This is a genomic window from Streptomyces sp. NPDC098101 (assembly GCF_044760185.1).
GTDB lineage: Bacteria > Actinomycetota > Actinomycetes > Streptomycetales > Streptomycetaceae > Streptomyces.
In genome coordinates, this window is sequence record NZ_JBIWAS010000007.1 from 80,332 (window position 1) to 106,878 (window position 26,547).

Below are 26,547 nucleotides of genomic sequence, written 5' to 3' on the forward strand. Positions count from 1 at the left end.
GCGGCGCGGGGTGTACGCACCCCCCGCCGGGGGCCGGTCCTCAGGGCCGTCCGGCGGGGCCGTCGACCCGCTCCAGCAGGGAGATCCCGCTGCGGCGCTCGACGAGCCGGTAGCCGGGGACGTCCGGGGCGCCGGATTCCAGGGACTTCCCGGTGGCGCATTCCGGATCGGACGGATCGGCGTTGTCGTAGACCATCCAGCGGGGCGGTTCCTTCGGCGCGAAGGAACGGGGGAAGAGACACACTTCGCTGACGGTGGTCCGGTACGCGAGCTGGGCCGCGAGGCGATTGGACGCGGCCACCGTGGCGCCGTCGGGGATCTTCCCGAGGATTTCGCCGGTCACGCGCACGTGCTCGGACGCGACCCATGTCCGCGGCAGCACGAGTTCGTGGAACGGGGAGGTGAAGAAGGTGACGCCCGTGGCGACCGCCCCGATCACGCCGGCGTGCAGGAGCCTGCGGGTGATCACCCGTCCCGAGGCGACGGCGTGGACCGCCGCGGCGAAGGCGACCGGCATCAGGATCGCGCTGTAGTGGAAGTCCATTCCCCAGTAGTTCGGGAAATCCGAGGTGAAGCGCCAGCCGAGCGTGGGGAGCATGACGATCAGGAGCGGGGAGCGGACCGCCAGGAATCCGGTGGGGGCGACGAGCATGAGGAGCGTGAGCCATTTGACCGGCGGCCAGAAGGTCGCGGCGGCCTTCACCAGGAGGCCCTTCTCCTCGGGTTCCGCGGGCGGCCAGTAGGCGAACTCGCCGAGCGGATTGACGGAGGGGAGGACGACGAACATCGCGAGGGCCGTCGCCACGATCCCGAAGAGCGCCAGCAGGATCCCCGTGCGCCGGGGCCCCTTCCAGGCGACGTACGCGCCGACCGCCGCCACCGTGAGCCCGAGGTCCTCCTTGACCAGGACCAGGGGGATCGCCCAGAGGACGGCCGCGCGCCACCTCCCGCGGCCGGCCGCGCACACGGAGAACGCGAGCAGCGGCACCGCGAAGGCCACTTCGTGGAAGTCGAACTGGACGAGTTCCGCGATGCCCCAGGAAGCCCCGTAGGAGATTCCGATCCAGTAGGCGAATGTCCGGCCCCTGACCTCCTGGGCCCATCGCGTGATCGGAATGACGGACACCGCGACCAGGGCCGCCTGGCAGACCAGGAGCGTATAGCTCGACGGGAACACCTTGTACACGGGACCGAGCAGCGCGAGGATCGGGTGGAAATGGTCCCCGAGCGCGTTGTATCCGGTCCCCTTGAGAGGGGCGTACGGAGCCGTGAACTCCGAGTAGGACTTCGCTATCTGGGTGAAGATTCCCAGGTCGTATCCGGTCGTGAGGTGTATCGCGTGCCGCCGCGCGGACAACGCCAGATAGACCAGGAAGAAAATTCCGGAAAGGAGAAGGGCGGGCTTCCCCGAATAACGCTCCGCCGGTTTCGGCACATTCCCCGCGGGTGCCGTGCCACCGCCTTCCGGTGCGCGCCGCTGGGAAGGCACTACCGAAAGGTTCAGGATATTCATGACGACATGAGAACCTAACAGGAGGCGGAGGGGCCCTATAGGGTAACAGGGGTGATCGACGGCCCCCGGGGGCGCTGCGGGCATCCGGACGGGCGGCCGCGCGAGCAGGGAGAACGGACCGTCGAGCGGGAACGGACGGAACGGTGAGCGGGGGGAACGGAACGGTCCGATCCGTACGCGCGGAGCGTCCGGGGCACCTCCCCCGCCTCCCGGAAGGCCCGGAGGGGACCGGCGGAGAACGGGTGGTCCCGCCGGTCGGCGGCACGGTCGTCGATGGTGCCCGGAACCGGACTCGAACCGGTACGGCCCGAAGGCCAGCGAGGTTTAAGCTCGCCGTGTCTGCATTCCACCATCCGGGCGTCGCGAAGCTCCGCGTTGGCACATGAGCCTATCGGGGCGCTTCCCTCGTTCAGCGGAACATCGCCCCTGATGTTGTCTTATTTTATTGAGGCCTGAGGGTGCGTCAGTGCAGGTGGGGGCCTTTTCCCCGAAGTGTGACGGGGGTCGCAGGCGCAAACCCGCACCCCGGGGAATGACGAAAAGTCGTCGCATTTGTGTCACCTCGGACCGGAGCCCCCGGCCCGGCGGCTCTCGGGGGCCCGGTCATACCTCAGGAGGAGGCCCCGGGACTCCGGTCCGACTCCAGGCTGCCCCGGGAACGGGCACGTGGACGGACGTCCCGGGCCGGAACGCCCGAGACGATGGAGGGGTTCCCGAAACAGCCCCGCAGTGACAGGAGTCCTCCTCGTGACCACCTCCCCCACCGTGTCCCGCGCCACCGCGGTGGCCGCCCGCGCCACGGACCTCTCGAAGGTGTACGGCCACGGCGAGACCCAGGTGGTCGCGCTCGACCACGTCACCGTGGACTTCCGGCAGGGCGAGTTCACCGCCATCATGGGCCCCTCCGGCTCCGGCAAGTCGACGCTCATGCACTGCGTCGCCGGCCTGGACTCCTTCTCCTCCGGCTCGGTGCGGATCGGCGAGACCGAGCTGTCCACCCTCAAGGACAAGCACCTCACCCAGCTGCGCCGCGACAAGATCGGCTTCATCTTCCAGGCGTTCAACCTGCTGCCGACGCTGACGGCCATGGAGAACATCACGCTGCCGATGGACATCGCGGGCCGCAAGCCCGACAAGCAGTGGGTCCAGCAGGTCATCGACATGCTCGGCCTCTCCGGCCGGCTCAGCCACCGCCCCACCGAGCTCTCCGGCGGCCAGCAGCAGCGCGTGGCCGTGGCCCGCGCGCTCGCCTCGCGCCCCGAGATCATCTTCGGCGACGAGCCGACCGGAAACCTGGACTCCCGCTCGGGCGCCGAGGTCCTCGGCTTCCTGCGCAACTCGGTGCGGGAGCTGGGCCAGACCGTCGTCATGGTCACCCACGACCCCGTCGCCGCCTCCTACGCGGACCGCGTGATCTTCCTCGCCGACGGCCGGATCGTCGACGAGATGCTGAACCCGACGGCGGACGGCGTGCTCGACCGCATGAAGGCCTTCGACGCCAAGGGCCGTACGAGCTGACGCCGCCAGGCCCGGCCTCGTAGCGCGACGCCCCGCGCCCCCGACCTCCGTCCGCCCCACCCTCCGTTCAGGACACCCCATGTTCCGTACCGCCCTGCGCAACGTGCTCGCGCACAAGGCGAGACTGCTGATGACCGTCCTCGCCGTGATGCTCGGCGTGGCCTTCGTCTCCGGCACCCTCGTCTTCACCGACACCCTCTCCCAGGCCTTCCGCAACCAGTCGGCGAAGAGCTACGACGACGTCGCCGTCGCCGTCGAGATGCACCCGGACCCCGAGGACGCCCGGCAGGCGCCCGGCCTCTCCCAGAAGGACGTCGACGAGGTCGCCGGGCTCGCCGGGGTCGCCTCCGTCGCCCCGCGCGTCGGCGGCTTCGCCGGCGTGCCCGACAAGGACGGCAAGCTGATCGGCGTCGGCTGGTCCAACAAGGGCACCAACTTCGCCCCCGGCAAGGACGGCAAGGACCGCGCGTACGCCTTCACCACGGGCGACGGGCCGGCCCGCGCCGGCGAGATCGCGCTCGACCGGGCCTCCGCCGACAAGGGCGGCTACAAGGTCGGCGACACCGTCCGTGTAGCCACCAACGGCCCGGTGAAGGAGTACGTCCTCTCCGGCGTCTTCACCACCGAGGACGGCGCCGTCAACGCCGGTGGCAGCCTGGTCCTCTTCGACACCTCCGTGGCCCAGAAGCTCTACCTGAAGCCCGGGTACTTCCAGGACATGACCGTCACGGCCGCCCCCGGCGCGCAGGCGGACAAGCTGCTCGACGAGGTCCTGAAGGTGGTCCCGAAGGCGGCCACCGCCCAGACCGGTCAGGCCCTCGCCGACCAGCAGGCCGAGGACATCGAGGCCGGGCTCGGCGCGCTCAACCAGGTGCTCCTGGGCTTCGCGGGCATCGCGCTCTTCGTCGGCGTCTTCCTGATCGCCAACACCTTCACGATGCTGGTCGCCCAGCGCACCAAGGAACTGGCCCTGATGCGCGCGGTCGGCGCCTCGCGCAAGCAGATCACCCGCTCCGTCCTCGCCGAGGCCGGTCTGGTCGGCCTGGTCGCCTCGACCGTCGGCCTCGTCCTGGGCGTCGGCCTCGCGGTCGCGCTCCGGTCGGCCATGAACGCCTTCGACCTGAAGATCCCGGCCGGCGGCCTGGTCATCGGCGCCTCGCCCGTCGTCTCCGCGTTCGCCGTCGGCGTCCTGATCACCATGCTCGCCGCCTGGCTGCCCGGCCGCCGCGCCGCGAAGATCCCGCCGGTCGCCGCCATGAACAGCGTGCACGCCACCGCGAGCACCAAGTCGCTCGTCCTGCGGAACTCCGTCGGTGCCGCGTTCACCGCGCTCGGCGTCGTCCTGATCGTGCTCGGCGCGGGCCGGGGCGGGGACGAGGGCCGGATGCTCATCGCGGGCGGCGCGTTCCTCACCCTCATCGGCGTGATCGTGCTGATCCCGATGCTGTCGCGGCCCGTGATCGCCCTGATCCGCCCGCTGTTCGTCGGCCTCTTCGGGATCTCCGGCAAGCTCGCCGGCCTGAACGCGGTCCGCAACCCGCGCCGCACCGGCGCCACCGCCTCCGCGCTCGCCATCGGCCTGACCCTGGTCACCGGCCTGTCGGTGCTCGGCGCGACCGTCGGCGCGGCCATCGACAAGATGACCGTCGACCAGATCAAGGCCGACTACATGGTGGTCATGGCCAGCGGCGACAGCCTGGGCGAGGAGGCCATCACCGCCCTCGCGAAGGCCCCGGGCGTCACGGCCGTCTCCCCGCAGCAGGCCGGTGCCCTGGAGTTGAAGGGCTCGTTCGTCTCGGCCTCCGGCGTCACCCCCGGCGACATCGAGAAGGTCCTCAACCTCCACGTCGTGAACGGCTCCCTGGCCTCCCTCAAGGAGGGCCAGATCGCGGTCGCCGACAAGACCGCCGAGAAGCGCGGCCTGAAGGTCGGCGACACGGTCCCGGTCGAGTACCTGGACAAGGCCAAGGGCAAGCTGACCGTCGGCGCGATCTACGAGGAGAGCGAGTTCGTCTCCCCCGTCATGATCGACCGCAAGCTGATCAACGCCCACGAGCAGCAGCCCTACACGCGGGAGGTCTACGTCGCGATGGACGGCGGCGCCTCCGAGGCCAACGCCAAGGCGCTGTCGAAGGCCATGGGCGACAACCCCGGCATCACGGTGATGAACCACAAGGACATCCGCGACGCCTTCGGCGGCCCGATCAACATGCTCCTGAACATCGTGTACGGCCTGCTGGGCATGGCCCTGATCATCGCCGTCCTCGGCGTGGTCAACACCCTCGCGATGTCCGTCTTCGAGCGCCAGCAGGAGATCGGGATGCTCCGGGCGATCGGTCTCGACCGGCGCCGGGTGAAGCGGATGGTCCGTCTGGAGGCCGTGGTCATCTCGGTGTTCGGCGCGGTCGTCGGCATCGGCCTCGGCGCCTTCCTCGGCTGGGCGCTCGGCGAGACGTTCAAGAGCAGCCTGCCGGGCTACGCCCTGGTGCTGCCCTGGGAGCGGATCGGGATCTTCCTGCTCCTGGCCGCCCTGGTCGGCGTCCTCGCCTCGCTGTGGCCGGCCCGCAGCGCGGCCCGTCTGAACATGCTCGCCGCCATCAAGACCGAGTAGCCGCCCGCACCACCGGCGAGGGGCCGGCCTCCCACCCGGGAGGCCGGCCCCTCGCCGTACGTCCGTCAGTCCGTCCCGCCGGTCCACGCGCGCGGCCGCAGCGGCAGCCCGCTCGTCCCCGGCGCGGGGGTCTTCACGGCGAGGAACTGGTTCACGCCGATCCGGTTGCGCTCGAAGGAGACGGCGGAGGCGGCCATGTAGAGCCGCCAGACCCGGGCCCGGCCCGGGGAGACGAGCCGGACGGCCCGGTCCCAGTCCGCCTCCAGGTTGGCCACCCAGCGGCGCAGGGTCAGGGCGTAGTGCTCGCGCAGGGCCTCCACGTCCCGGACCTCGAAGCCGGCGTCCTCCAGGGCCGTCAGGGTGCGGCCCATCGGGGCGAGTTCGCCGTCGGGGAAGACGTACGCGTCGATGAAGGGGTCGATCGCGTAGGCGGCCTCGTCGGGCTCGGGGCGCCGGGAGATCTGGTGGTTGAGGAGCCGCCCGCCGGGCCTGAGGAGCCCGTACAGGACATCGGCGTACTCCCGGTACCTCACGGCGCCGACGTGCTCGGCCATGCCGATCGAGGAGATCGCGTCGTACGGGCCGTCGGTGACGTCCCGGTAGTCCTGGACGCGGATCTCGATCCGGTCCGTCAGGCCCTCCTCGGCGACGCGCTCGCGGGCGCGGGCGGCCTGTTCGCGGGAGAGGGTGACGCCGACGACCCGGGCGCCGTACTCCCGGGCGGCGTGCAGGGCCATGGAGCCCCAGCCGCAGCCCACGTCGAGGAGCCGGTCGCCCTCCTTCAGGTCCAGTTTGCGGGCGACCAGGTCGAGCTTGTCGCGCTGGGCCTCCTCCAGGGTGCCGCCGGGGGTCCAGTAGGCGCACGAGTAGACCATCGAGGGGCCGAGGACCAGCGCGTAGAAGTCGTTGCCCACGTCGTAGTGGTGGCCGATGGCCTGCCGGTCGCGGCGTCTGGTGTGCCGGACGCCGCTGCGGCCCCGGACCTCCTCGGCCGGCGGGCGCGGCGGGGGGACGGGCCCGGCGAGCCGCAGCAGCTCGCGGGCGGCGGCGCGCAGCCGGGGGTCGCGGGCGGCGGCGAGCAGGCCCGGGGAGTCGCCGCGCTCCCAGAGGAGCCCGGAGACCCGGTCCAGGACCTCGTACAGGTCCCCCTCGACGTCGAGTTCCCCGGCCACCCAGGCGCGGACCGTGCCGAGTTCGCCGGGCTTCCAGATCATCCGCCGCAGGGCGCGCCGGTCGCGGAGGACCAGGACGGGGGCGTCCGCGGGGCCGGCCTCGCTGCCGTCCCAGGCGCGCAGCCGGACCGGGAGCGGTCCTCCGAGGAGTTCTCCGGCGAGAGTCGTCAGCCGCGAAGCGGCGTCGGCCATGGTGCCCACCTCCGTGATCGGTGTCCCGGAAACGTCCGTCCCCCAGGGAACACCGCGGGTGGGCGCCGGCACTCCCGCCGGGGCGCAACGAGTCGGCAAAACAACGCGAAGGGCCGCCCGCACCACGGATGGCGGGCGGCCCTTCGCAGGGGTACTGCCTACTGCTGCCGGAGCGTCAGGAGGCCTTGGCCTTCTCCTGCACCGGGGCGGCCGGGGCGGGGGCGGGCTTGGCGGCCTCGTAGAACTCCTCGCGCGGCGACTCGATGGCGCCGAGGGAGACGACCTCGCGCTTGAGGAACATCGCCAGGGTCCAGTCGGCGAAGACGCGGATCTTGCGGTTCCAGGTCGGCATCGCCATGCCGTGGTAGCCGCGGTGCATGTACCAGGCGAGACGGCCCTTGAGCTTGATCTTCACCTTGCCCATGACGATCATGGCGACGCCCTTGTGCAGACCGAGTCCGGCCACCGCGCCCTTGTTGGCGTGGCTGTACTCCTTCTGCGGGAAGCCGCGCATCCCGGCCACCACGTTGTCGCCGAGGACCTTGGCCTGGCGCAGGGCGTGCTGGGCGTTCGGCGGGCACCAGGCGTTCGGGTTGCCCGCGCGGCGGCCGACCATGTCCGGGACCTGGGCGTTGTCGCCCGCGGCCCAGGCGTAGTCGAGGCCGTTGATCTGGAGCTTCTCGTTGCAGTCCACGTGGCCGCGGGGGCCGAGCGGCAGACCGAAGCGGGAGAGCGCCGGGTTCGGCTTGACGCCGGCGGTCCACACGATCGTGTTGGAGTCGACCTCCAGGCCGTTCTTCAGCACGACGTGGCCGTCGACGCAGGAGTCCATGGAGGTCTCGAGGTAGATCTCGATCCCGCGGCTCTCCAGGTGCTCCTTGCCGTACTGGCCGAGCTTGGGGCCGACCTCGGGAAGGATCTTGTCGGCCGCGTCGACCAGGACGAAGCGCATGTCCTCGCGCGACACGTTCTGGTAGTACTTCGCGGCGTCGCGGGCCAGGTCCTCGACCTCGCCGATGGTCTCCGCGCCGGCGAAGCCGCCGCCCACGAAGACGAAGGTCAGCGCCTTGCGGCGGACCTCCTCGTCGGTGGTCGAGTCGGCCTTGTCGAGCTGCTCGAGGACGTGGTTGCGCAGGCCGATGGCCTCCTCGATGCCCTTCATGCCGATGCCCTGCTCGGCGAGGCCGGGGATCGGGAAGGTCCGGGAGACCGCGCCCATCGCGATGACGAGGTAGTCGAAGGGCAGGTCGTACGCCTCGCCGACGAGCGGCGCGATCGTGGCGACCTTGCGGTCCTGGTCGATGGTGGTGACCCGGCCGGTGAGCACCTCGGCTCCGCGGACGACGCGTCGCAGCGGGACGACGACGTGGCGCGGCGAGATGCTGCCGGCGGCGGCTTCGGGGAGGAAGGGCTGGTAGGTCATGTACGACCGCGGGTCGACGACCGTGACGGTCGCCTCCGCGTAGCGCATCTTCTTGAGGATGCGCCGAGCTGCGTACAGGCCTACGTACCCGCCGCCTACTACGAGGATCCTGGGACGCTCCGTGGTGCTCATGCCATCGAGTATCCACCCCGTCCGGGGGGTGCGTTCGTGCGCCCCTTCACAAGGTTGGTGGACACCTCTGCTACACTCCGCCGCCCACGTGATCCAGGTCATGTTCCTGCAAAGGAACCGGGATGCAGTGGCGAACGTTGTTCACCCCCCGTGAACTGGACCGGAGAGCCTCCGTTAACCCTGAACCGGAGGCCCCGTTCACGCGATGGAAACACCGGGCGGATCGGCCTCCGCACCTGCGAAAGGGCCCCGGGGCACCCCCCGGAGGGCCCAATGACCCCCTGCGGACTCCCTCGGGGCCCTTTTCCTTGTGAAGAACTTCACGAACTTTCCCGGCGGAACCTCGCGGGAAGGCTCGATAGCGCCCCTCTATGCGACGCATAGAGCCTTCCCATCGAGGTCTACGCGACGGACAGGGCGATCCCGTCGAGGATGTCGTGCTCGCTGACGACCACCTCGCGGGCCCCGACGCGCTCGACGATCTCCCTCAGGACGAGCGCCCCGGCGACGATCACGTCGACCCGCCCGGGGTGGATCACGGGGATCGCGGCCCGCTCGTCGTGGGTGGAGGCGAGGAGCCGGTCGGTGACCTCGTCGACCTGCTCGGCGGAGATCCGGGAGTGGTGGACCTTCTCGGAGTCGTACTCCGGGAGGCCGAGGGCGATGGCGGCGACGGTGGTCACGGAGCCGGCGAGTCCGACGAGGACGTCGGCCGTGTCGATCGGCACGGCCCCGGCGGCCAGGTCGAGCGCGGCCCGGACGTCGGCGCGGATCGCCTCGGCCTCCTCGGCGGTCGGCGGGTCGTGGCGGACGTGCCGCTCGGTGAGCCGGACGCAGCCGATGTCGACCGAGCGGGCGGCCTGGACGCGGTCGGTGCCGGTGACGAACTCGGTGGAGCCGCCGCCGATGTCCACGACCAGGTACGTCTCCGTGCCGGGCAGCTCGCCGGTGGCGCCGGCGAAGGAGAACGCGGCCTCCTGGTCGCCGGTGATGACCTCGGGCTCGACGCCGAGGATCTCCACGACCCCGCGCACGAAGTCGTCGCGGTTCTCGGCGTCGCGGGAGGCCGAGGTGGCGACGAAGCGGATCCGCTCGGCGCCCAGCTCCCGGATCACGGCGGCGTACTCGCGGCAGGCGGCGAAGGTCCGCTCCAGGGCCTCGGGGGCGAGCCGGCCCGTCCGGTCGACGCCCTGGCCGAGCCGGACGATGGTCATCCGCCGGTCCAGCTCGACCAGCTCGCCCGTCTCCGGGTGCACGTCGGCGACGAGGAGGCGGATGGAGTTCGTACCGCAGTCGATTCCGGCGACCCGGGTCACTCCGAGGCCTCCTTCTCGTCGGCACACGGGGTGACGCAGGCGCCCTTGGCCCACCACTCCGGCAGCATCGCGAGGGCCTCGTCGCCGAACGGGTTCACGCCGGGGCCCGCGACCAGGGAGTGGCCGACGAGGACGTGCAGGCACTTGACCCGGTCCGGCATCCCGCCGGCGCTCGGGAAGCCCTCCAGGACCTCGATGGCGTCGCGGCGGGCGAGGTAGTCCTCGTGCGCGGCCCGGTAGGCGTCGGCGAGCTCCGGGTCGGTGGCGAGCCGGGCCTGCATCTCCTTCATGACCCCGTTGGCCTCCAGGGTGCCGATGGCCGAGGCCGCCCGGGGGCAGGTCAGGTAGTACGTGGTGGGGAAGGGCGTGCCGTCGGGGAGCCGGGGCGCCGTCTCGACGACGTCCGGCTGCCCGCAGGGGCAGCGGTGCGCGATGGCGCGCAGGCCGCGGGGCGGCCGGCCGAGCTGGAGCTCGAAGGCGGCGACGTCCGCCTCGGTGGGCTCGGTGCGTTCGGTCTGCGGAGGGGGCGTTTGCATGTCTGCCTTGGGTGCCTAGGTCGTCGGTCGTCGGTCGTACGGGAGGTCAGCGGCGGTCGGCGTTGTCCACGCCGTCCCAGAGGTTGTCGTACCAGGGGCGGTCCGCCGCTCCCTGGTCGGCGCGGGGCCGCTGCTCCGCGCCGGGGTCGTTCACGGTGAAGCCGGTCTCGCCGGGAAGCAGGTAGTGCAGGTGCTCGCGGGCGAGGCGGCGGACGTAGGCCGGGTCCTGGAGGCGGGCCTTCTCGTCCCTCAGCTCCTGCACCCGCCGGGCGGCCTCGGCGGCCCGGCGCTCCTGCTCGGCGATCTCGCCCTGCTGGGAGACGTAGCTGCGCATGGGATAGGCGAGGGCCACGACCAGGGAGCAGACGACGAGGGCGAGGAAGGCCGCGCGGCCGGTGAGCCGGGAGCGGCGGGCCTGACGGCGGGTCTGGGAGCGGTAGACACGGGCGGCGGTCTGCTCGCCGAGCAGCCTGATCCGGGTCGCGGTCGAGAACCGGTCCCGGTCCTTCACGGCCATGTCGTGTCGCCTCCCCTGTTCACGCGGACGTCCCCGCACACGGTACGGGACCGAGTACGGGGACGTACGGAAGCTGCTCTGCGGAAGGGCGCGGCCCTTCAAACAAGCGTCAGCCCTTGAACCGCGGGAAGGCGCTGCGGCCGGCGTACACCGCGGCGTCGTCGAGGATCTCCTCGATGCGCAGCAGCTGGTTGTACTTGGCGACGCGCTCGGAGCGGGCCGGGGCGCCGGTCTTGATCTGGCCGCAGTTGGTGGCGACGGCCAGGTCGGCGATGGTGACGTCCTCGGTCTCGCCGGAGCGGTGGGACATCATGCACTTGAAGCCGCTGCGCTGGGCCAGCTCGACGGCGTCGAGGGTCTCGGTCAGCGAGCCGATCTGGTTGACCTTGACCAGCAGGGCGTTCGCGGACTTCTCCTCGATGCCCCGGGCCAGGCGCTCCGGGTTGGTGACGAACAGGTCGTCGCCGACGAGCTGGACCTTCTCGCCGAGCTTCTCGGTGATGACGTTCCAGCCGGCCCAGTCGTCCTCGAACAGCGGGTCCTCGATGGAGACCAGCGGGTACGCGGCGACGAGCTCCTCGTAGTACTCGGTCATCTCGGCGGCCGAGCGGGCCTTGCCCTCGAACTCGTACGTGCCGTCCTTGTAGAACTCGGAGGCGGCGACGTCGAGCGCGAGCGCGATGTCCTTGCCGGGCACGTAGCCGGCCTGCTTGATCGCCTCGAGGATGAGGTCGAGCGCCTCGCGGTTGGAGCCGAGGTTCGGGGCGAAGCCGCCCTCGTCGCCGAGGCCGGTGGAGAGGCCCTTGGTCTTCAGGACGGACTTGAGGGTGTGGTAGACCTCGGTGCCCCAGCGGAGGGCCTCGGAGAAGGACTCCGCGCCGATCGGGGCGATCATGAACTCCTGGATGTCGACGTTGGAGTCGGCGTGCGACCCACCGTTGAGGATGTTCATCATCGGAACGGGCAGCAGGTGCGCGTTCGGGCCGCCCAGGTAGCGGAAGAGCGGGAGGTCGCTGGCCTCGGAGGCGGCGTGCGCGACGGCGAGGGAGACGCCGAGGATGGCGTTGGCGCCGAGCGAGGACTTGTCCGGGGTGGCGTCCAGGTCGAACATGGCCTGGTCGATCAGGCGCTGCTCGGTGGCGTCGTAGCCGACGAGCTCCGGGCCGATCTGCTCGATGACGGCGAGGACGGCCTTCTCGACGCCCTTGCCCTGGTAACGGTTCGGGTCACCGTCGCGAAGCTCCAGGGCCTCGAACGCACCGGTGGAGGCGCCGGACGGAACGGCAGCACGGCCGGTGCTGCCGTCGTCGAGGCCGACCTCGACCTCGACCGTGGGGTTGCCTCGGGAGTCCAGGATTTCCCGGGCTACGACGACGTCGATGGACGGCACGAGCATCTCCTTCTGGGATGTGACGCTGGATGTGACGCAGGGCCTGTGCTGGGTCGCTCGGCCTTGCGACAAGAGCCTAACCGCCCCGGAGGCTCCGACCGGCCGGGCGCCCGCCCCCTGGGACGAAAAAGGACCCAAGGGCACGCACAAGGGGACGAAGGACCCCAGATCTACTGGGCGGTAACCATCAAGTGGGGCACGGGCGGGCTCCTGAGGCGGTCGCGGCCCCCTCTGTACGGCCCCTCAATAAGGGGAACCCCGGTCCGGCGCGCACGGGGGAAGGGCGCGCCGGACCGGGGTGGTCACCGCGGGAGGGTCGTCGGGGGCGCGTGAGCCGCCGGACTCACGCGACCCGCCGGGCTCACTTCAGGTGGAGCTGCTGGCCCGGGTAGATCAGGTCGGCGTTCTCGACGACGTCCTTGTTGAGCTCGAAGAGCTCGGCCCAGCCGCCCTTGACGCCCTGGGCGTCGGCGATCTTGCTGAGGGTGTCGCCGGCCACGACCTTGTACTCGCCGTCGCCCTTCTTGACCGTCTTGCCGGTCGGGGTGGTGACGGTCTTCTTGGCGGCCTCGGGGGCGGCCTGCCGCTCCTTCTTCGGGGCCTGGCGCTGCTCGCTGCGGGTGGTCGGCTGCTCGGCCTTCCGCTCCTGCTTCGGCTGCTGCTGCTTCGGCTGCTCCTGCTGCGGAGCGCTCTCGGCGGCGCCGCCGTCGTACGAGGCGCCGGAGAGGCCCACGCCGCAGCTCGGCCAGGCGCCCTTGCCCTGGCCCGCGAGGACCTTCTCGGCGATGGCGATCTGCTGGGACTTCGACGCCTGGTCGGCGGTGGAGGCGTAGGCGGTGCCGCCGTACGCGGCCCAGGTGGAGGCCGAGAACTGCAGGCCGCCGTAGTAGCCGTTGCCGGTGTTGATGGACCAGTTGCCGCCGGACTCGCACTGGGCGACGCGGTCCCACTCGGAGGACGTGGCGGCCGAGGCGGTGCCCGCGGTCATCAGCGGGGCGGCGACGGCGATGCCGGTGACGCCGACGAGCGCGGCGAGCTGGGTGGCCTTGGAGGGACGGCGGTGTTTGCCCTTGACGGAAAACAGCATGGGAATTCTCCTCACCGACGCCTGCGAGGTGAGCTGTCGGGTTCGGGCCGAAGAGTTGCCCGGCCGCGTGTCCTAGCACGCGGCTTCACCCCAAGCCGGTCGTCGGCCGTCTGTCTCGACGGCCGGGGCCGGCACTTACCTTGGGTCCCCCGCTCCTGCCTACGGCGCTTGCGCGACGACTGTTCCCATCGGCCGACGGCAGGATTCGGCGTTTCGGTCGACGGGGCCCGCGGTGGCGAGCGGTGATGACCGTAGACACAGAACCCTCCGAAGTTCAAAGAGGCTCATACGACGAATTTCGCCTCTTCTTGCCCTTCGGAGGGGACTGTTTGCGCAGGTGAGGAGTGACGGAAGCGGAGTTTGCGGGCGCTGTGGGCCAGTTGGGGCAAAGAGACCCATGTCTCACTCACCCGGAACCGGACATAAGCCCGCGAACTACCCCTCCGCCGAGACCGAACCCTTCGTCAGGTCGAGGTTCTGACCAGGGAGGATGAGGTCCGGATCGGTGCCCACGGTCCGCTTGTTGGCGTCGTAGAGGGCGGTCCACCCTCCGGGCAGTTCGTTCGCCTGGGCGATGTCCGAAAGGCTGTCACCCGGACGCACGGTGTATTCACCCGAAGAGCCCTGACTGTCCGTTGCGTCCGAATTCTTCGCTTCGTCAGCAATTGGGGCCGAGACGGGCTCTTCGGCAAGCTTGTCCTTGCCCGAGGCATGTCTACCGGATTCGGTGGAGCTGTCCGGCTTGTCGGTTTCCTCCGGGGCGGCGTCGCCCCGGTGCTTGCCTGTGCCGGGCGCGGACGGCGTGCCCTCGTCGCCCGGGACGCCGGGCGTCACGGAGCCGTCGGGGGCGACCGGGGCCGTCGGGTCGGACGGATCGGCCGGGAGCGTCGGGTCCGCCGGGTCCGTCGCCCCCGTCGACCCGGAGGGCGCGGACGGCGTGGCGGGGGCGGTCGGCGCGGTCGGGTCCGCCGGGGTGGCGGGAGCCGTCGATCCGGCCGGCGCGGACGGCGCGGCGGGAGCGGTCGTCGGGACGGAGGCCTTCGGCGTCCCGGTGGACGGCGCGGTCGGGGAGGCGGCCGGCGAGCCGGAGTTCCAGCTCGACTCGGGGACGGGCGCCACGGAGGGCGCCGGAGCGGTGGCCGGACCCGGGTCCACCCCGGTGGGCTTCCCGTCGTTCGTCAGACCGGCGATCGGCGCGCAGGTGGCCCAGGCGTCGCTGCCCTTGGCGAGGGCCCTCTCGGCCACCGCGATCTGCTGGGCGCGGCTGGCCAGGTCGGGGCTGGGCGCGTACGACAGGCCGCCGTGCCGCTCCCAGTCGCCCTGGGTGAGCTGGAGGCCTCCGTACATCCCGTTTCCGAAGTTGGCGCTCCACTGACCGCCGGACTCGCACTCGGCGACGCGGTCCCACGTGGCGGCGTCGGCGGCGGACGCGGATCCGGTGGCGAGCAGGGGCAGCGCCATGGCGGATCCGGTCACGCCCGCGGCGACGACGATGGCGGGGGCCTGACGGGGGCGACGGTGTCGTCCGTTCCCGGAACGCATAGGTACGCCTTTCGCGTGACGGCTGAGACTGCGGCGAAACGTAGCGGCATTCGAACGTCCGTCACAAGTCGATGGCCACTCGATCACATGAAGATCACATTTCTGACGGTCCGTCAGTGTGCGAGAGGGGTACGGAAGGGGAGAACTCCACCGGAAGCGTGCGCAAACCGCGCATGATGAGCCCGCCGCGCCACCGGAGTTCGGCCGGATCGGCGGCGAGTCGCAGGTCCGGCAGGCGGGTCAGGAGGGTCGCGAGCGCCGTCTGTCCTTCGAGGCGCGCGAGGGGCGCGCCGAGGCAGTAGTGGATGCCGTGGCCGTAGCCGAGGTGCTGGTTGTCGCGCCGGGCGAGGTCGAGCACGTCGGGCCCGTCGAAGCGCTCCGGGTCGCGGTCGGCGGCGGCGAGCACCACGAGCACCGGGTCGCCCGCCGGGATCTCCTGCCCGCCGATGGTCAGCGCCCGCGTCGCGTACCGCCAGGTCGCCATCTCCACGGGCCCGTCGTACCGCAGCAGCTCCTCGATCCCGGTCTCCAGGAGGCCGGTCTCCCCGGCGGCGAGGGAGTCCTGGAGGAGTCCCCTCTGCACGGGATCGCGGAGCAGCGCGTACAGACCGTTCCCGATGAGGTTCACGGTGGTCTCGAACCCCGCGAAGAGGAGGATGAAGGCCATGGCGGCGGCCTCGTTCTCGGTGAGGTGCTCGCCGTGGTCGGAGGCGCGGATGAGCCCCGAGATCAGGTCGTCCCCCGGGTCTTCGCGCTTGCGGTGGATCAGCTCCGCGAGGTAGCCGCGCATCTTCTTCACCGACCGGGCGACGCCGCCGCGCGGGCCTCCGCCGTGCCGGATCATCATCCCGGCCCAGTCCCGGAAGTCGTCCTGGTCCTCCTCGGGCACCCCGAGCAGTTCGCAGATGGCGTAGATGGGGAGCGGGAAGGCGAACTCGTGGATGAGGTCCGCGCTCCCCTTCTCCACGAACGCGTCGATGAGCCGGTCGGTCAACTCCTGGACGCGCGGGGCGAACTCGGCGACCCGGCGCGGGGTGAAGGCCTTCGACACGAGCCGCCGGAGCCGGGTGTGGTCGGGCGGGTCGATGTTGAGCAGGTGGGTCATCAGCTCGGCCTTGCGCTCGCCCGGAATGCCCGTCTTGCCCTTGGCGTGCGGGGACTCGTCGTGGTGCGCCGGGTTCTTCGACAGCCGCTGGTCCGCGAGGGCCTGCCGGGCGTCCGCGTACCGCGTCACGAGCCAGGCCTCGACCCCGCTGGGCAGCGTCGTCCGGTGCACGGGCGCGTGCTCCCGCAGCCAGGCGTAGGCGGGGTACGGGTCGGTGGCGAACTCCCAGGTGAAGAGCGCGGGCGCGGGGGCCGGGACGGGGGCGGGGGTCGCGCCGGGAGCGGGGGCCCTGCCGGGAGCCGGGGCCGTCCCGGAGGCCGGGGCCGTCCCGGAGGCCGGGCAGGAGGTCGGTGCGGGGTGCGGCGCGGGGTCCGGGGCGGTGCTGTCACTCACCCCCCGACCGTACAGCGCACCCCCGCGCGCCCCGGCGGCCCCGTACGGGACGGCCCGCACGCCCCCTCGCGCCCCGGCGGCCCCGTAGCGGGACGGCCCGCGCCCCCTCGCACTCCGGCGGCCCGTGCCGTACGGCCCGCGCCCCCACCGGACCCGGCGGCCCTCCCCTCTGTACGGGGAGGGGCTACGGCTGTACGGCGCTACGGCCTCACAGCCCCTCCGCCGCCCTGATCGCGTCCCGGTACGTCCGGGCCGCCGCCCGCAGCGCCGTCTCAGGGTCGACGCCCGCCGCCTCCGCGCGGGCCGCGAGGGCCAGGAGTTCGTAGCCGACGCCCCCGTCCGCCGGGACGGGCACGTCGAGGCCGGCCGAGCGGACCCGGCCCGCGAGCTTCGCGGCGAGCGCGAGGCCGGGCTGGCCGAGCGGCACGCCGTCGGTGACGGACTCCCGCCGCTTCTCGACCGCCTTGGTCCGCTGCCAGTGGGCGTGGACCTCCTCGGGGGTCTCGGCGGTCGCGTCCCCGAAGACGTGCGGGTGGCGGTGGATCAGCTTCTCCACGAGGGCCCCGGCCACGTCGTCCACGGAGAACGGCTCCTCCGGGTCCTCCTCGGCGATCCGGGCGTGGAAGACGACCTGGAGGAGGACGTCGCCCAGCTCCTCCCGGAGCGCGGTCCTGTCCCCGTCCTCGATCGCCTCCACCAGCTCGTACGCCTCCTCGATGGCGTACTTCACGAGCCCCTCGTGGGTCTGCGCCGAGGTCCAGGGGCACTCGCGCCGGACCCGGTCCATGACCTGGACGAGGTCGAGGAGGCGGGCGCCGGGCAGGTCGTACGAGCCCGGCAGCAGTTCGAGCTCGGGCATCGCGACCCGGCCGGAGCCGGCGAGCCGGGCGAGGCCGTCGGTCAGGCGCCGGTCGCCCTCGCCGGAGGGCAGCAGCAGGACCGTGCGGCCCCCGGCGCAGGCCTCGACCAGCTCCTCGGCGGTGGGCAGGGCGTGCTCGACGGCGACGCCCGCCTCCCGCAGGTACGGCAGTTGGGGGTGGTGCCCGTCGGGGCAGAGCACCCGGTCGGCGGCGTGCAGCGCCTGCCACGCGGGCCAGGACAGGAGTCCGGGGGCCACGCGGTGGCTGGCGGTGAGCAGGACGATGCGGCCGGGGCTTTCGGAAGTCACCCCCCGAACCTACCCGGCCTCAGGCACCGGGCCCGACGGCCTCCGGGGCCTTGCTGATCTGCCGCAGCCAGGGCGTACTGGCGGCGGCCAGCCGGATCTGGGCGTCGTCCCAGGCGCCGAAGCGCGGGTTCACGTCGATGGCGAGGTCCTTGGAGGCGGCGGTGAAGACGTCCGTCAGCTTCTTCTGGCCCTCGGGGCTGTCGTCGGCGCCCACCTCGGCGGCGATCTTGTTGAGGAGGACGTTGCGGCGGACGACGCCGTCGATCTGGCCGGGGGCCACGCCCTGCTCCTGGAGGAGGGCGGCGGCGAGCCGGTCCTCGCCGCCGCTCTGGCGGACGAAGGCGGTGCGGGTCTGCTGGAGCTCGGCGCGGCTGGCGGTGACGCCGTTGTCGCGGGCGACCTTCTCGACGACCCGGTCGAAGATCATGCTGTTGAGCTTGCGGCGGCTGAGATCGCCGGTGGCCGCGACGAGCTGCGCGGACTCCGGGGAGGCCGCCTGCGCGTCCCGGACGTCCTTCACCTGCGCCTGGAGGCTGGCGACGTCGATGCGCTCGCCGCCGACGACGGCCGCGGCCCCCGGGTGGGCGTCGTTGCCGCAGGCGGTGAGCAGCGGGGCCGCGGCGAGGAGCGCGGCGGAGACGGCGAGCGCCGTGCGGCGGTGCGTGCGGGGCTGTGTGCGGGGCTGCGTACGGCGGAGCGTGCGGCGGTGCAAAGGAGCCTCCCGGGCTGGTCGTGCGTCAGTTGAACGACCTTGCGGTGATCGATGGTAGGGAGTCGCCGGGGCCGGAGCCACTACTTCGGAGCGACTGTTTCCCACAACGACTCACCCGTCACCCGGGTGTCGGCCCGCCCCGCCCGTTCCCCTCCTTCGCCCCCGGTCTCCTTCAGCAGGTAGTGGGGCCGGCGCTTCACCTCGTAGTAGATGCGGCCGACGTACTCCCCGATGAGCCCGACCATGACCATCTGGACGCCGGCGAGGGCGGTGACGGCGACGAGGAGGGTGACGTAGCCGGGGGTGTCGACGCCGTTGGCCAGGGCGTCGCCGACGATCCAGGCCGCGTAACCGAGGGCGACGACGAGCAGCAGGAGGCCGAGGTGGACGGCGGCGCGCAGCGGCTTGTTGTTGAAGGAGAGCAGACCGTCGAGGCCGTAGTTGAGGAGCTTGCCGAAGGACCACTTGGAGCGGCCCTGCTCGCGGACGGCGTTCTCGTAGGAGAAGGTCGTGGTGCGGAAGCCGACCCAGGCGAAGAGGCCCTTGGAGAAGCGGTTGTACTCGCCGAGGTCGAGGACGGCGTCGACGGTCCGGCGGGACAGCAGCCGGAAGTCCCCGACGCCGTCGACCAGTTCGACGTCCACGAGCCGGTTGATCGCCCGGTAGTAGAGGCGGGCGGTGAGGGTGCGGGTGACCCGGTCGCCGTCGCGGGTGCGGCGGGCCACGACCTGGTCGTACCCCTCGGCGTGCAGCGCGGCCATGCGGTGGACCAGCTCGGGAGGGTGCTGGAGGTCGGCGTCCATGATCACGACGGCGTCGCCGGAGGCGTTCCGGAGCCCGGCGAGCATCGCGGCCTCCTTGCCGAAGTTCCGGCTGAAGGAGAGGTAGCGGACCCGGCGCGGGTCGCGCGCGGCGAGCTCCCGCAGGAGCGGGAGGGTCCCGTCCCGGCTCCCGTCGTCCACGTAGACGAGCTCGAACGCGCCGTCGAGGCGGTCGAGTTCATCGGTCACGCGGTCGTGGAAGCGGGCGAGGACGTCTTCCTCGTTGAAGCACGGCACGACGATCGAGAGCAGCACGCGGACCACGACAACGGAGCGCGGTGACCCGCCCGGTCCGGACGGATGGCCTCCAGGAGACCATCGCGTGAACGGCCCTTCCGGGCCCTGGCCTTCCCCGTTTTCGCTGGCATATTCGACCCGTCATGCCGAAGAACAGTCGCGCCTGCCTGCTGGCCGCCCTCCTCTCCGCCGTCGCCGTCTGCGGCGGGGACGCCGTCGCCCGGGTCTTCCCCTTCGGGCCGCGCCACCGGGCCGTCAACGACCTCGCCAACCAGTTCGTGCCGTTCCACGCGCACCTGTGGGACCTGCTGCGGGGCCGGGCGGACGGCGGGCTCCTCCTGGACTGGCGGGCGGGCTGGGGGACGTCCTTCCTGCCCGACTACGGCACGTACCTGTCGAGCCCGTTCGCCCCGCTGGTGGCGCTCTTCCCGCGCGCGGACGTCGAGTACGCGGTGTACGCGGTCACGGTCCTCAAGACGGCGGTCGCGGCGGCGGCGATGGCGTTCCTGCTGCGCCGCCTCGGTCCCGGGGCGTGGTGGTGGGCGGCGGTGCTCGGCGCCGCGTACGCGCTGTGCGGCTGGTCGCTGGCGGAGGGCGCGTACAACCCGATGTGGCTGGACGGCCTGATCGCCTTCCCGCTGCTCTGCCTGGTGGGCGAGTGGGTGCGGGAGGGGCGGCGGCCGCTGCTCGGTCCGCTGGTGGTGGCGGTCTGCTGGGTCGCGAACTTCTACACGGCGTACATGGCGACGCTGGGCGCGGCCCTGGTCCTCCTGGTCCGGCTGGCCACGACGGACTCCTTCCGGGCGCGGACGCTCGCGCGGGCGGCGGTGACGACCGGGATCGGGGTGGGCCTCGCGGCCCCCGTCCTCCTCCCGGTCCTCCTCGGGTCCCGGCACGCCCACCCGGGCCTGGTGCGGGAGTTCGCCCCGGTGACCGGGACGGACTTCCTCGCCCGGCTGCTGCCGGTGACGTACGGCTTCGCGACCCCGGCGGCCTTCGTCTGCACGGCGGTGCCGCTGCTCGCGGGGGCGCTGGCGTTCCACCGGGGCGCGCCGGGCCGGGAGCGGTGGCTGTGGCCGGGTCTGTGCGCGGCGGTGGCGGCGTCGATGCAGTGGGGCCCGACGCACCTGCTCTGGCACGCCTTCGCGACGCCGAACGGCAGCCCGTACCGGCAGACGTTCGTCCTCTCCGGGGTCCTGGTCCTGACCGCGTGGACGGCCCTGGCGCACGGCCGTCCGGACCGCCGGGCGGTGGCGGGCGGCGCGGCGGTCGTCCTGGCCCTGGCGCTCGCGGCGCTGCCGAGCCCGGTCCTCACCCCCTGGGCGCTCCTCCTCGCGGGCGCGGGCCTCGCGGCCGTGGCGGCGGCGCTCCTCCTCCCCCGCCGGGGCCGGTACGGCGTGCTCGCCGCGCTCCTCGTGACGGGCACGCTGCTCGGGCAGGCGTCGGCGACGACGGCGTACGCGGACCGGGAGCGGCTCGTGCGGCTCGACGACTACCCGCCGCTGGGCGCGGAGCAGGAGCGGCGGGCGGCGGCCCTGGCGGCGGCGGACGGCTGGCCCGCGTACCGCACGGACCCGGGCCTGCCCCGGGTCGCGGGCAACGACCCGCTGCTCCTGGGCGGGCAGGGCGCCGCGTACTACAGCAGCCACACCCCGGCGGTCCTCACGGCCACGCTCGACGCGCTGGGCGGCGGCTGGACCTCGCGGGGCCGGAACCTGCTCGGCCTCGACAACCCGGTGACGGACGCGCTGTTCGGGGTGGGGGCGCGCTGGCGGGACGGTGGGGTGGTCCGTACGGACACGCGCCTGCCGCTGGTGACGGTACGGCCGCCGGGCCCGCCCCCGGTCTACGGCCGCTCGCCCTTCCGCAACCAGGAACTCCTGCTCGGCTCCCGGGTGTACGAGGCTCCGCACGCGGGCGCGTGCCGGGTCGGTACGGAGGTCTTCCTCTGGGCCCCGGACGCCACGGGCCCGGCCCGCCTGGGCGAGCGGGAGGTCCGGCTCCTGGGCGGCAGGCCGAAGCGGCAGGCGGCGATGGTGTCCCTCGGCTTCCAGCGGACCCCCGGCCTGCGGCCGTCGCTCCCGGGTCCCCTTCCGGGCTCCGGCGCGCTCGGCTGCCTGGACCACGAGCGCCTGCGCGCGGCGGTCACGGCCCTGCGCGCCCGCGCGGCGACCTCGGTGGAGGTCACCCCGTCCGGCGTACGGGCCGCCCTCCCGCCGGGCGGCGGCACGGCGGTCGTGGCGGCCCCGCGCCTCGCGGGCTGGCACTGCGAGGACGCCGGACCGACCGCGTACGGCGGCCTCCTGGCGGTCCCCCTCGGCCCCGACCGCACGGAACTCGCCTGCTCCTTCCGCCCGCCGGGCCTGCGGGCCGGGCTCGCGGCGGGGGCGGCTGCGGGGCTGGTGCTGCTGCTCCGGGTCGGCCCCGGGCCCTTCCTGCGGCGCCGGAGGGCATCGACGGGGTGAGCCGGGGGGCGTCGGGACGGGGCTCGTCGGGTCAGGTCACGTCCGGTCAGGGCGCATCGGATCAGGGCACATCGGATCAGGGCACATCCGGCCGGGGCACGCCCGGGCGGGCCGTCCGCAGTTCCCAGCGGACCTCGCCGTCCTCGACCCGGTCGGTGGGGGCGAGGCCGGCCGCGCGGGCGACGGCGGCGGAGGCCGCGTGGTCGGGGTGGACGTGGGCGACGACGGTCCGCACGCCCCGGGCCGCGAGCAGTCCGACCAGGCCCCCGGCGGCCTCGCGGGCGATGCCCCGCCCCTGCCAGGCCGTGCCGACGACCCAGGCGACCTCGGCGGTCCGGCCGCCGTCGGTGACGGTCGCCTGCACGGTGCCGGTGAGCCGGTCCTCGGCGCGGAGCCGTACGACCCAGTTGTGCCAGGTCGCGGCCGGGTCGGGCGATCCGGCGGTCAACCGCTCGTAGCGCGCCCGGAGTTCGGGCGGGGTCAGCGGGGCGCCCCCGATGAAGGCGTGCAGGGCGGGGTCGGCCAGGACCTCCGCCATCTCCCCGGCGTGCGCGACGGCGAGCGGGACGAGGTCGAGTCGTGCGGTCCGTACGGTGCCGGGTCCCGGGGTCGGTTCGCTCATCGGGGGATCGTCGCACGCGGACCGTTGATCGAACCCCCTCCCCCGGAGTATCTTGCATAACATGGTTCCTGGCGAAGCAAGATCAGAGGCGGCCGGCAAGGTCGCCGTACAGCTGCGCAAGGGCGTCCTGGAGTACTGCGTCCTGGCGCTCCTCCGGGGCGGCCCCCGCTACGGCGTCGAGATCCTCGACGAGCTGGCCGCCGTCAGCGTCATGACCACCAGCCAGGGCACGATCTACCCCCTGCTGTCCCGGCTCCGCCGCGACGGTCTCGTCGACACCGAGCTGCGCGAGTCGGCCACCGGGCCCGCCCGCCGCTACTACACGCTCACCTCGTCCGGCCGGGCCGCGCTCGCCGAGTTCACCGAGGACTGGCCGCGCTTCCGCGCCGGCGTCGACCACTTCCTGACCGCGACTCCCGGAGGTTCCGCATGACCCGCACCGCACACCCCCTCGTGACCGACTACCTGGCCACGGTCGAGCGGGAGGCGTCCTTCCTGCCGGCCGGGCGCCGCGAGGAGCTCGTCGCGGACCTGCGCGAGCACCTCGACGTCGCCGTCGGCGAGGAGCGGGACCCGGAGACGGTCCGCGCCGCCCTCGAACGGCTCGGCAGCCCGGCCGCGATCGTCGCCGCCGCCCGCGCGGAGGAGCCCGGGGCCGCCGTCGCCGCGCCCCGGCCCGAGGGCACGGCCAAGAGCCGTACGACCCACACGGCCGTCGCGCTCGGCGCCACCGGCGTCGCCGGATACGCCCACCCCCTCCTCGGCCTGGCCGTCCTGATCGCGGGCCTCGTCATGCTGTGGACGTCCGACGCGTGGGACCGGGGCACCAAGGTCTTCGCGACCGTCCTCGTCTCCCTGACGCCCGTCGCGCTCCTCTTCACCTTCGTGCTCGGCGGGGCGGGACGCATCGGCGTGTTCGAGCTGCTCGCCCTCCTCGTGGCCGGGGTCGCCCTTCCCGTCACGGCGGCGGTCCGCCTGATCCGCGCCGCCCGCCGTGCGGAGACCCGCTGACGGACCAAGATCAACACGGGTGCAGAATGACCCGTATGCCCCTGACGAACACACCGAAGACGGCCGTGATCGACGACGCTCCGGTCATCGGCCGCACGCTGGCCTCCGCCTTCGGCGACGACCCGATGATGCGCTGGTTCTTCCCGGACGACGCCACCCGCGAGGCGGGCCTCGGCCGGTACTTCACCACCCTCTTCACCCGGCAGTACGGCCTCCACGGCGTGTGCGAGCGCACCGACGCGGCGGCGGCCTTCTGGGTGTCGCCCGAGGGCGCGGAGAAGGCCGTCCCCGACGCGGAGACGATCCGGGAGCTCCAGGAGATCCTGGGCGACCGGGCCGGGGCCTTCCGCGACGCGGTCACGGCCGCCGCCGGACACGGCCCGGCCGAACCCCACTGGTACCTGGCCGTCATCGGCGCCGACCCCGCCGCCCGGGGGCGGGGCCACGGCTCCGCCCTCCTCCGCTCGGGCCTCGCCAAGGCCGACGCGGCGGGCCTGCCGGTGTACCTGGAGTCCTCCAAGCCGGACAACCTGCCGGTGTACGAGCACTTCGGCTTCGTCGTCCGCGACGAGTTCCGGCTGCCGGGCGGCGGCCCGGTCCTGTGGGCGATGCGGCGCGAGCCCCGGGCGGCGCAGGACGCCTGAGCCTCCGGGAGCGCACGGTCCGCACCCCCTTCGGCCGGGGGTGCGGAGCCGCCCGAACGGCCCGCCGAGTGCGCGCGAACCGCCCTCCACCGCGCCGCCCCGGCCGCGACACCCAGGAACGCCCCCGGAGAGGCCCGTTCCCCGTGCGTACGCGAGAACCCGGCAAGTCCTCCGCCGAGCCGGACGACGCCACCGAGTCGGAGATCCTGCTCGGGGAGATCCGCGCCTCGTTCTACGAATGGCAAGGAGGGAACCAGTTCGTCGGACCGAACACCTCGATCCGGGCGGAGCCCTCCGACGCGAAGGACGACATCGCCTCCGACGGCAGGACCTACACGTTCCACGGCGTCCCCGTCACCGGAGCACAGGAGCGCGGCGGGTACGTCCACGTCCCGTACCTGGGGGCCAGGGACGTCGTCGCCCCGGCGGGCAGGGGCGGTGCGGAGACGCTGTTCGCCAGCTGCGAGCGGAACAAGATCCCCACGTCCACGTTCCTCCCCAAGGGGGTGTACAGCCCCAACGCCCGGCGCTGAACGCCCCCCTGGCCCCGTGCCCATTCCGGGAAAGCCCTAGAAGAGCAGGTTGTAGGTGTTCCATCCGGAGCCGACGCGGGTGCGGGCGGTGAAGGGCGCGGTGGCCTTGCCGGTACCCGTGTACAGCCACAGGGTCCCGGTCCTGTCGCGGGCGACGGCGTCGGCACGCCCGTCGTCGGTGAGGTCCCCGGTCACGACGAGCTGGTCGTACCCCTGCCAGCCACCGCCGATCCGGACGCGGGCCGCGTACGGGGCGGAGGCCTTGCCCGTGCCCTTGTACAGCCACAGCCCCCCGGACGTGTCGCGGGCCAGCAGGTCCGCCCGCCCGTCGCCGCTCAGGTCCGCGCCGCCGGCCAGCCGGTCGTACCCCTGCCAGCCCCCGCCCACGCGCACGCGTGCCTTGAAGCGGCTGCCGTCGGTGAGCCTGCCGGTGCCCCCGTAGAACCACAGGACGCCGGACTTGTCACGGGCCACGAGGTCCACGAGCCTGTCGCCGTCGAGGTCTCCGGCCCCGGTGACCCGGTCGTAGACGTTCCAGCCGGAGCCGACGCGGACGCGGGGTGCGTGCGTATTGCTGCGACCGGTCTGGCGGTCGTAGTACCAGAGGGTGCCGGTCGCGTCACGGGCGACGAGGTCCCCCAGGCCCCGGGTGGCGGCGGACGGCCGGACGGCGTCCCACGAGAAGGGCCCCTGCGCGTAAGGGGAGAGGGAGCTGATCGTGTTGTAGGTCTGCCAGCCCGATCCCGTTTCGCCGCGCGGGGAGAAGGGAGCGGCGGTGTTGCGGGTGCCGTCGTACTCCCACAGCCTGCCGGTGGTGTCGCGGGCGTGCAGACCGTGCCACGGCCGGACCGCACGGCCTTGGACGGGGAAGGGAGCGCTGGTCTGCTTGACGTCGGACTCGTCCCAGACGCCCTGGTCGTAGATGTCGTAACGGGTGTGGGCCTGGAGCTTCTGGGCGTACTGTCCCGGGCCGGCGGTCAGCTCGTACCCGATGACGTGGTCTCCGGGTTCGAGCGCACAGGCGACGTTGGGAAGGTCGTCGGGCAGGGTCGCGTAGCGGATCTCGCAGGTGGCGCCGGAGCCGGTGGTGACACGGCCGATGCGGAGGGGCGGCGTGTCACGGGTGAGCTGGTTCTCCGCGCGGGAGAAGCGGAGGGTCAGCCTCCCGGCGTCGTTGGCGTGGACGCGGAGCCGCTGGCGGACCGTGCCGCCGTCCGGGACGGCCGGGAGGTCGAAGCCGACCGTGTTCAGGAGGGCGTGCGCGCGGGACTTGACGGTGACCTTGCCGGTGCCGTGCCGCCCGTCCGCCGGGAGTGAGCCCGCGTTGCGGGCCTCCTTCACGGCCGCGGCGAGGTCACCGCCGGCCGGCACGTAGGCGAAGCCCCAGTACAGGGTGGTGTCGGTGGCGGTGGCGGGGATGTGGACGTCGGGCACCTGGTACGGAGCCCCCTCGCAGACGAAGACACCGGTGTACCCGGCGGGCTGCGTGCAGTGGCCGGCGCTGGAGCGGTAACCCTTCGGAAGACCCGCGCCCGCATCCGTCGGGTCGGTCATCGGCCGCGTACCGACCGCGACGACGACCTTTCCCGGGAAGGTCGTGCCGGATTCGACGATCGGGTAGAAGCGCGGCATCGCGCCCGGCGCCGCCACCACGTCGTACCCCGACAGCCGCAGCTCGTCGGCGGCGGTCGCGGAGTGCGGGGCGAGGAGGGTCGCCGCGGTGAGGAGTCCGGTGGCCGCGCCGAGCACGGCCGTACGGCGGGTTATGTGTCTCATGCGTCCTTCACGAAAAGTGTGGTCGTGCCGGTGATCGCGGTGGCCCATCAGGCGGTGCCCGACAGACGGGGCGCCCCGTGACCGGTGGGCGTGCCGAGGCAGGTGAGGAGG

22 protein-coding genes, 1 tRNA gene and 1 riboswitch are annotated in these 26,547 nt (G+C 72.8%); of the genes, 7 read left to right on the plus strand and 16 right to left on the minus strand.

Annotation, left to right across the window (positions count from 1 at the left end; genetic code table 11):
* Nucleotides 1-40: 40 nt before the first annotated feature.
* Nucleotides 41-1,357, minus strand: coding sequence for a DUF2079 domain-containing protein (locus tag ACIQVI_RS27930; protein WP_403600714.1), 1,317 nt, complete (start codon nucleotides 1,355-1,357; stop codon nucleotides 41-43).
* Nucleotides 1,358-1,787: 430 nt separating this feature from the next.
* Nucleotides 1,788-1,872 (minus strand) — tRNA-Leu (locus ACIQVI_RS27935).
* 388 nt (nucleotides 1,873-2,260) lie between these two features.
* Here ACIQVI_RS27935 and ACIQVI_RS27940 point away from each other — a divergent pair.
* Both ACIQVI_RS27940 and ACIQVI_RS27945 read left to right on the plus strand, forming a co-directional pair.
* The gene (locus ACIQVI_RS27940) at nucleotides 2,261-3,031 is read left to right on the plus strand and encodes an ABC transporter ATP-binding protein (RefSeq protein WP_351969614.1); all 771 of its coding nucleotides are present in this window, start codon (nucleotides 2,261-2,263) and stop codon (nucleotides 3,029-3,031) included.
* A 79-nt stretch (nucleotides 3,032-3,110) separates the two neighbouring features.
* Complete coding sequence (locus ACIQVI_RS27945; protein WP_403600717.1) at nucleotides 3,111-5,642, plus strand: ABC transporter permease; 2,532 nt, start codon at nucleotides 3,111-3,113, stop codon at nucleotides 5,640-5,642.
* 65 nt (nucleotides 5,643-5,707) lie between these two features.
* Here the strand turns inward: ACIQVI_RS27945 and ACIQVI_RS27950 are convergent, their stop codons facing one another.
* The 12 genes from ACIQVI_RS27950 to ACIQVI_RS28005 all read right to left on the minus strand — a co-directional run bounded on the left by ACIQVI_RS27950 (nucleotide 5,708) and on the right by ACIQVI_RS28005 (nucleotide 19,403).
* The gene (locus ACIQVI_RS27950; RefSeq protein ID WP_403600720.1) at nucleotides 5,708-7,006 is read right to left on the minus strand and encodes a class I SAM-dependent methyltransferase; all 1,299 of its coding nucleotides are present in this window, start codon (nucleotides 7,004-7,006) and stop codon (nucleotides 5,708-5,710) included.
* Between the two features lie 175 nt (nucleotides 7,007-7,181).
* Nucleotides 7,182-8,561 carry an NAD(P)/FAD-dependent oxidoreductase gene (locus ACIQVI_RS27955; RefSeq protein ID WP_078968552.1) on the minus strand — a complete coding sequence of 460 codons (1,380 nt, stop codon included), beginning with the start codon at nucleotides 8,559-8,561 and terminating at the stop codon, nucleotides 7,182-7,184.
* A 401-nt stretch (nucleotides 8,562-8,962) separates the two neighbouring features.
* On the minus strand, nucleotides 8,963-9,877 hold the full coding sequence (locus tag ACIQVI_RS27960) for an exopolyphosphatase (protein ID WP_403600723.1): 915 nt from the start codon (nucleotides 9,875-9,877) through the stop codon (nucleotides 8,963-8,965).
* Entirely contained in the window at nucleotides 9,874-10,413 is a 540-nt protein-coding gene (locus tag ACIQVI_RS27965; RefSeq protein ID WP_121831642.1) for a DUF501 domain-containing protein, read from the minus strand. Before ACIQVI_RS27965 ends, ACIQVI_RS27960 begins: the two co-directional genes overlap by 4 nt.
* Before the next feature lie 46 nt (nucleotides 10,414-10,459).
* Nucleotides 10,460-10,930: a septum formation initiator family protein gene (locus ACIQVI_RS27970; protein ID WP_351969619.1), complete on the minus strand. Its 471-nt coding sequence runs from the start codon at nucleotides 10,928-10,930 to the stop codon at nucleotides 10,460-10,462.
* Between the two features lie 109 nt (nucleotides 10,931-11,039).
* On the minus strand, nucleotides 11,040-12,326 hold the full coding sequence (gene eno, locus ACIQVI_RS27975; protein ID WP_351969620.1) for a phosphopyruvate hydratase: 1,287 nt from the start codon (nucleotides 12,324-12,326) through the stop codon (nucleotides 11,040-11,042).
* A 355-nt stretch (nucleotides 12,327-12,681) separates the two neighbouring features.
* Entirely contained in the window at nucleotides 12,682-13,407 is a 726-nt protein-coding gene (locus ACIQVI_RS27980; RefSeq protein WP_403600728.1) for a transglycosylase family protein, read from the minus strand.
* Nucleotides 13,408-13,410: 3 nt separating this feature from the next.
* Nucleotides 13,411-13,628: riboswitch (cyclic di-AMP (ydaO/yuaA leader) on the minus strand.
* 214 nt (nucleotides 13,629-13,842) lie between these two features.
* Nucleotides 13,843-14,883, minus strand: a complete 1,041-nt coding sequence (locus tag ACIQVI_RS27985) for a transglycosylase family protein (RefSeq protein WP_403600731.1) — start codon at nucleotides 14,881-14,883, stop codon at nucleotides 13,843-13,845.
* Between the two features lie 160 nt (nucleotides 14,884-15,043).
* Entirely contained in the window at nucleotides 15,044-16,447 is a 1,404-nt protein-coding gene (locus ACIQVI_RS27990) for a cytochrome P450 (protein WP_403600733.1), read from the minus strand.
* Nucleotides 16,448-16,655: 208 nt separating this feature from the next.
* Nucleotides 16,656-17,615, minus strand: coding sequence for a nucleoside triphosphate pyrophosphohydrolase (locus ACIQVI_RS27995; RefSeq protein ID WP_351969624.1), 960 nt, complete (start codon nucleotides 17,613-17,615; stop codon nucleotides 16,656-16,658).
* A gap of 19 nt (nucleotides 17,616-17,634) precedes the next feature.
* Nucleotides 17,635-18,327 carry a SurA N-terminal domain-containing protein gene (locus ACIQVI_RS28000; protein ID WP_403600736.1) on the minus strand — a complete coding sequence of 231 codons (693 nt, stop codon included), beginning with the start codon at nucleotides 18,325-18,327 and terminating at the stop codon, nucleotides 17,635-17,637.
* An 80-nt stretch (nucleotides 18,328-18,407) separates the two neighbouring features.
* Nucleotides 18,408-19,403: a glycosyltransferase family 2 protein gene (locus ACIQVI_RS28005; RefSeq protein ID WP_403600739.1), complete on the minus strand. Its 996-nt coding sequence runs from the start codon at nucleotides 19,401-19,403 to the stop codon at nucleotides 18,408-18,410.
* A 125-nt stretch (nucleotides 19,404-19,528) separates the two neighbouring features.
* Between ACIQVI_RS28005 and ACIQVI_RS28010 the strand changes: the two genes are divergently transcribed.
* Nucleotides 19,529-21,850 (plus strand): YfhO family protein, encoded by a 2,322-nt coding sequence (locus ACIQVI_RS28010; RefSeq protein WP_403600742.1) that lies wholly within the window; start codon nucleotides 19,529-19,531, stop codon nucleotides 21,848-21,850.
* 76 nt (nucleotides 21,851-21,926) lie between these two features.
* Here ACIQVI_RS28010 and ACIQVI_RS28015 read toward each other — a convergent pair whose 3' ends face one another.
* The gene (locus ACIQVI_RS28015) at nucleotides 21,927-22,472 is read right to left on the minus strand and encodes a GNAT family N-acetyltransferase (RefSeq protein WP_403600745.1); all 546 of its coding nucleotides are present in this window, start codon (nucleotides 22,470-22,472) and stop codon (nucleotides 21,927-21,929) included.
* A 61-nt stretch (nucleotides 22,473-22,533) separates the two neighbouring features.
* Between ACIQVI_RS28015 and ACIQVI_RS28020 the strand changes: the two genes are divergently transcribed.
* The 4 genes from ACIQVI_RS28020 (at nucleotide 22,534) to ACIQVI_RS28035 (ending at nucleotide 24,660) form a co-directional block, all read left to right on the plus strand.
* On the plus strand, nucleotides 22,534-22,905 hold the full coding sequence (locus tag ACIQVI_RS28020; RefSeq protein WP_351969629.1) for a PadR family transcriptional regulator: 372 nt from the start codon (nucleotides 22,534-22,536) through the stop codon (nucleotides 22,903-22,905).
* Nucleotides 22,902-23,483 carry an HAAS signaling domain-containing protein gene (locus tag ACIQVI_RS28025; protein WP_403600748.1) on the plus strand — a complete coding sequence of 194 codons (582 nt, stop codon included), beginning with the start codon at nucleotides 22,902-22,904 and terminating at the stop codon, nucleotides 23,481-23,483. Before ACIQVI_RS28020 ends, ACIQVI_RS28025 begins: the two co-directional genes overlap by 4 nt.
* A gap of 26 nt (nucleotides 23,484-23,509) precedes the next feature.
* Nucleotides 23,510-24,127 (plus strand): GNAT family N-acetyltransferase, encoded by a 618-nt coding sequence (locus tag ACIQVI_RS28030; RefSeq protein WP_403600751.1) that lies wholly within the window; start codon nucleotides 23,510-23,512, stop codon nucleotides 24,125-24,127.
* A gap of 143 nt (nucleotides 24,128-24,270) precedes the next feature.
* Nucleotides 24,271-24,660 (plus strand): hypothetical protein, encoded by a 390-nt coding sequence (locus tag ACIQVI_RS28035; protein ID WP_403600754.1) that lies wholly within the window; start codon nucleotides 24,271-24,273, stop codon nucleotides 24,658-24,660.
* 36 nt (nucleotides 24,661-24,696) lie between these two features.
* Here ACIQVI_RS28035 and ACIQVI_RS28040 read toward each other — a convergent pair whose 3' ends face one another.
* Nucleotides 24,697-26,436 (minus strand): FG-GAP repeat domain-containing protein, encoded by a 1,740-nt coding sequence (locus ACIQVI_RS28040; protein ID WP_403600756.1) that lies wholly within the window; start codon nucleotides 26,434-26,436, stop codon nucleotides 24,697-24,699.
* Between the last annotated feature and the right edge of the window lie 111 nt (nucleotides 26,437-26,547).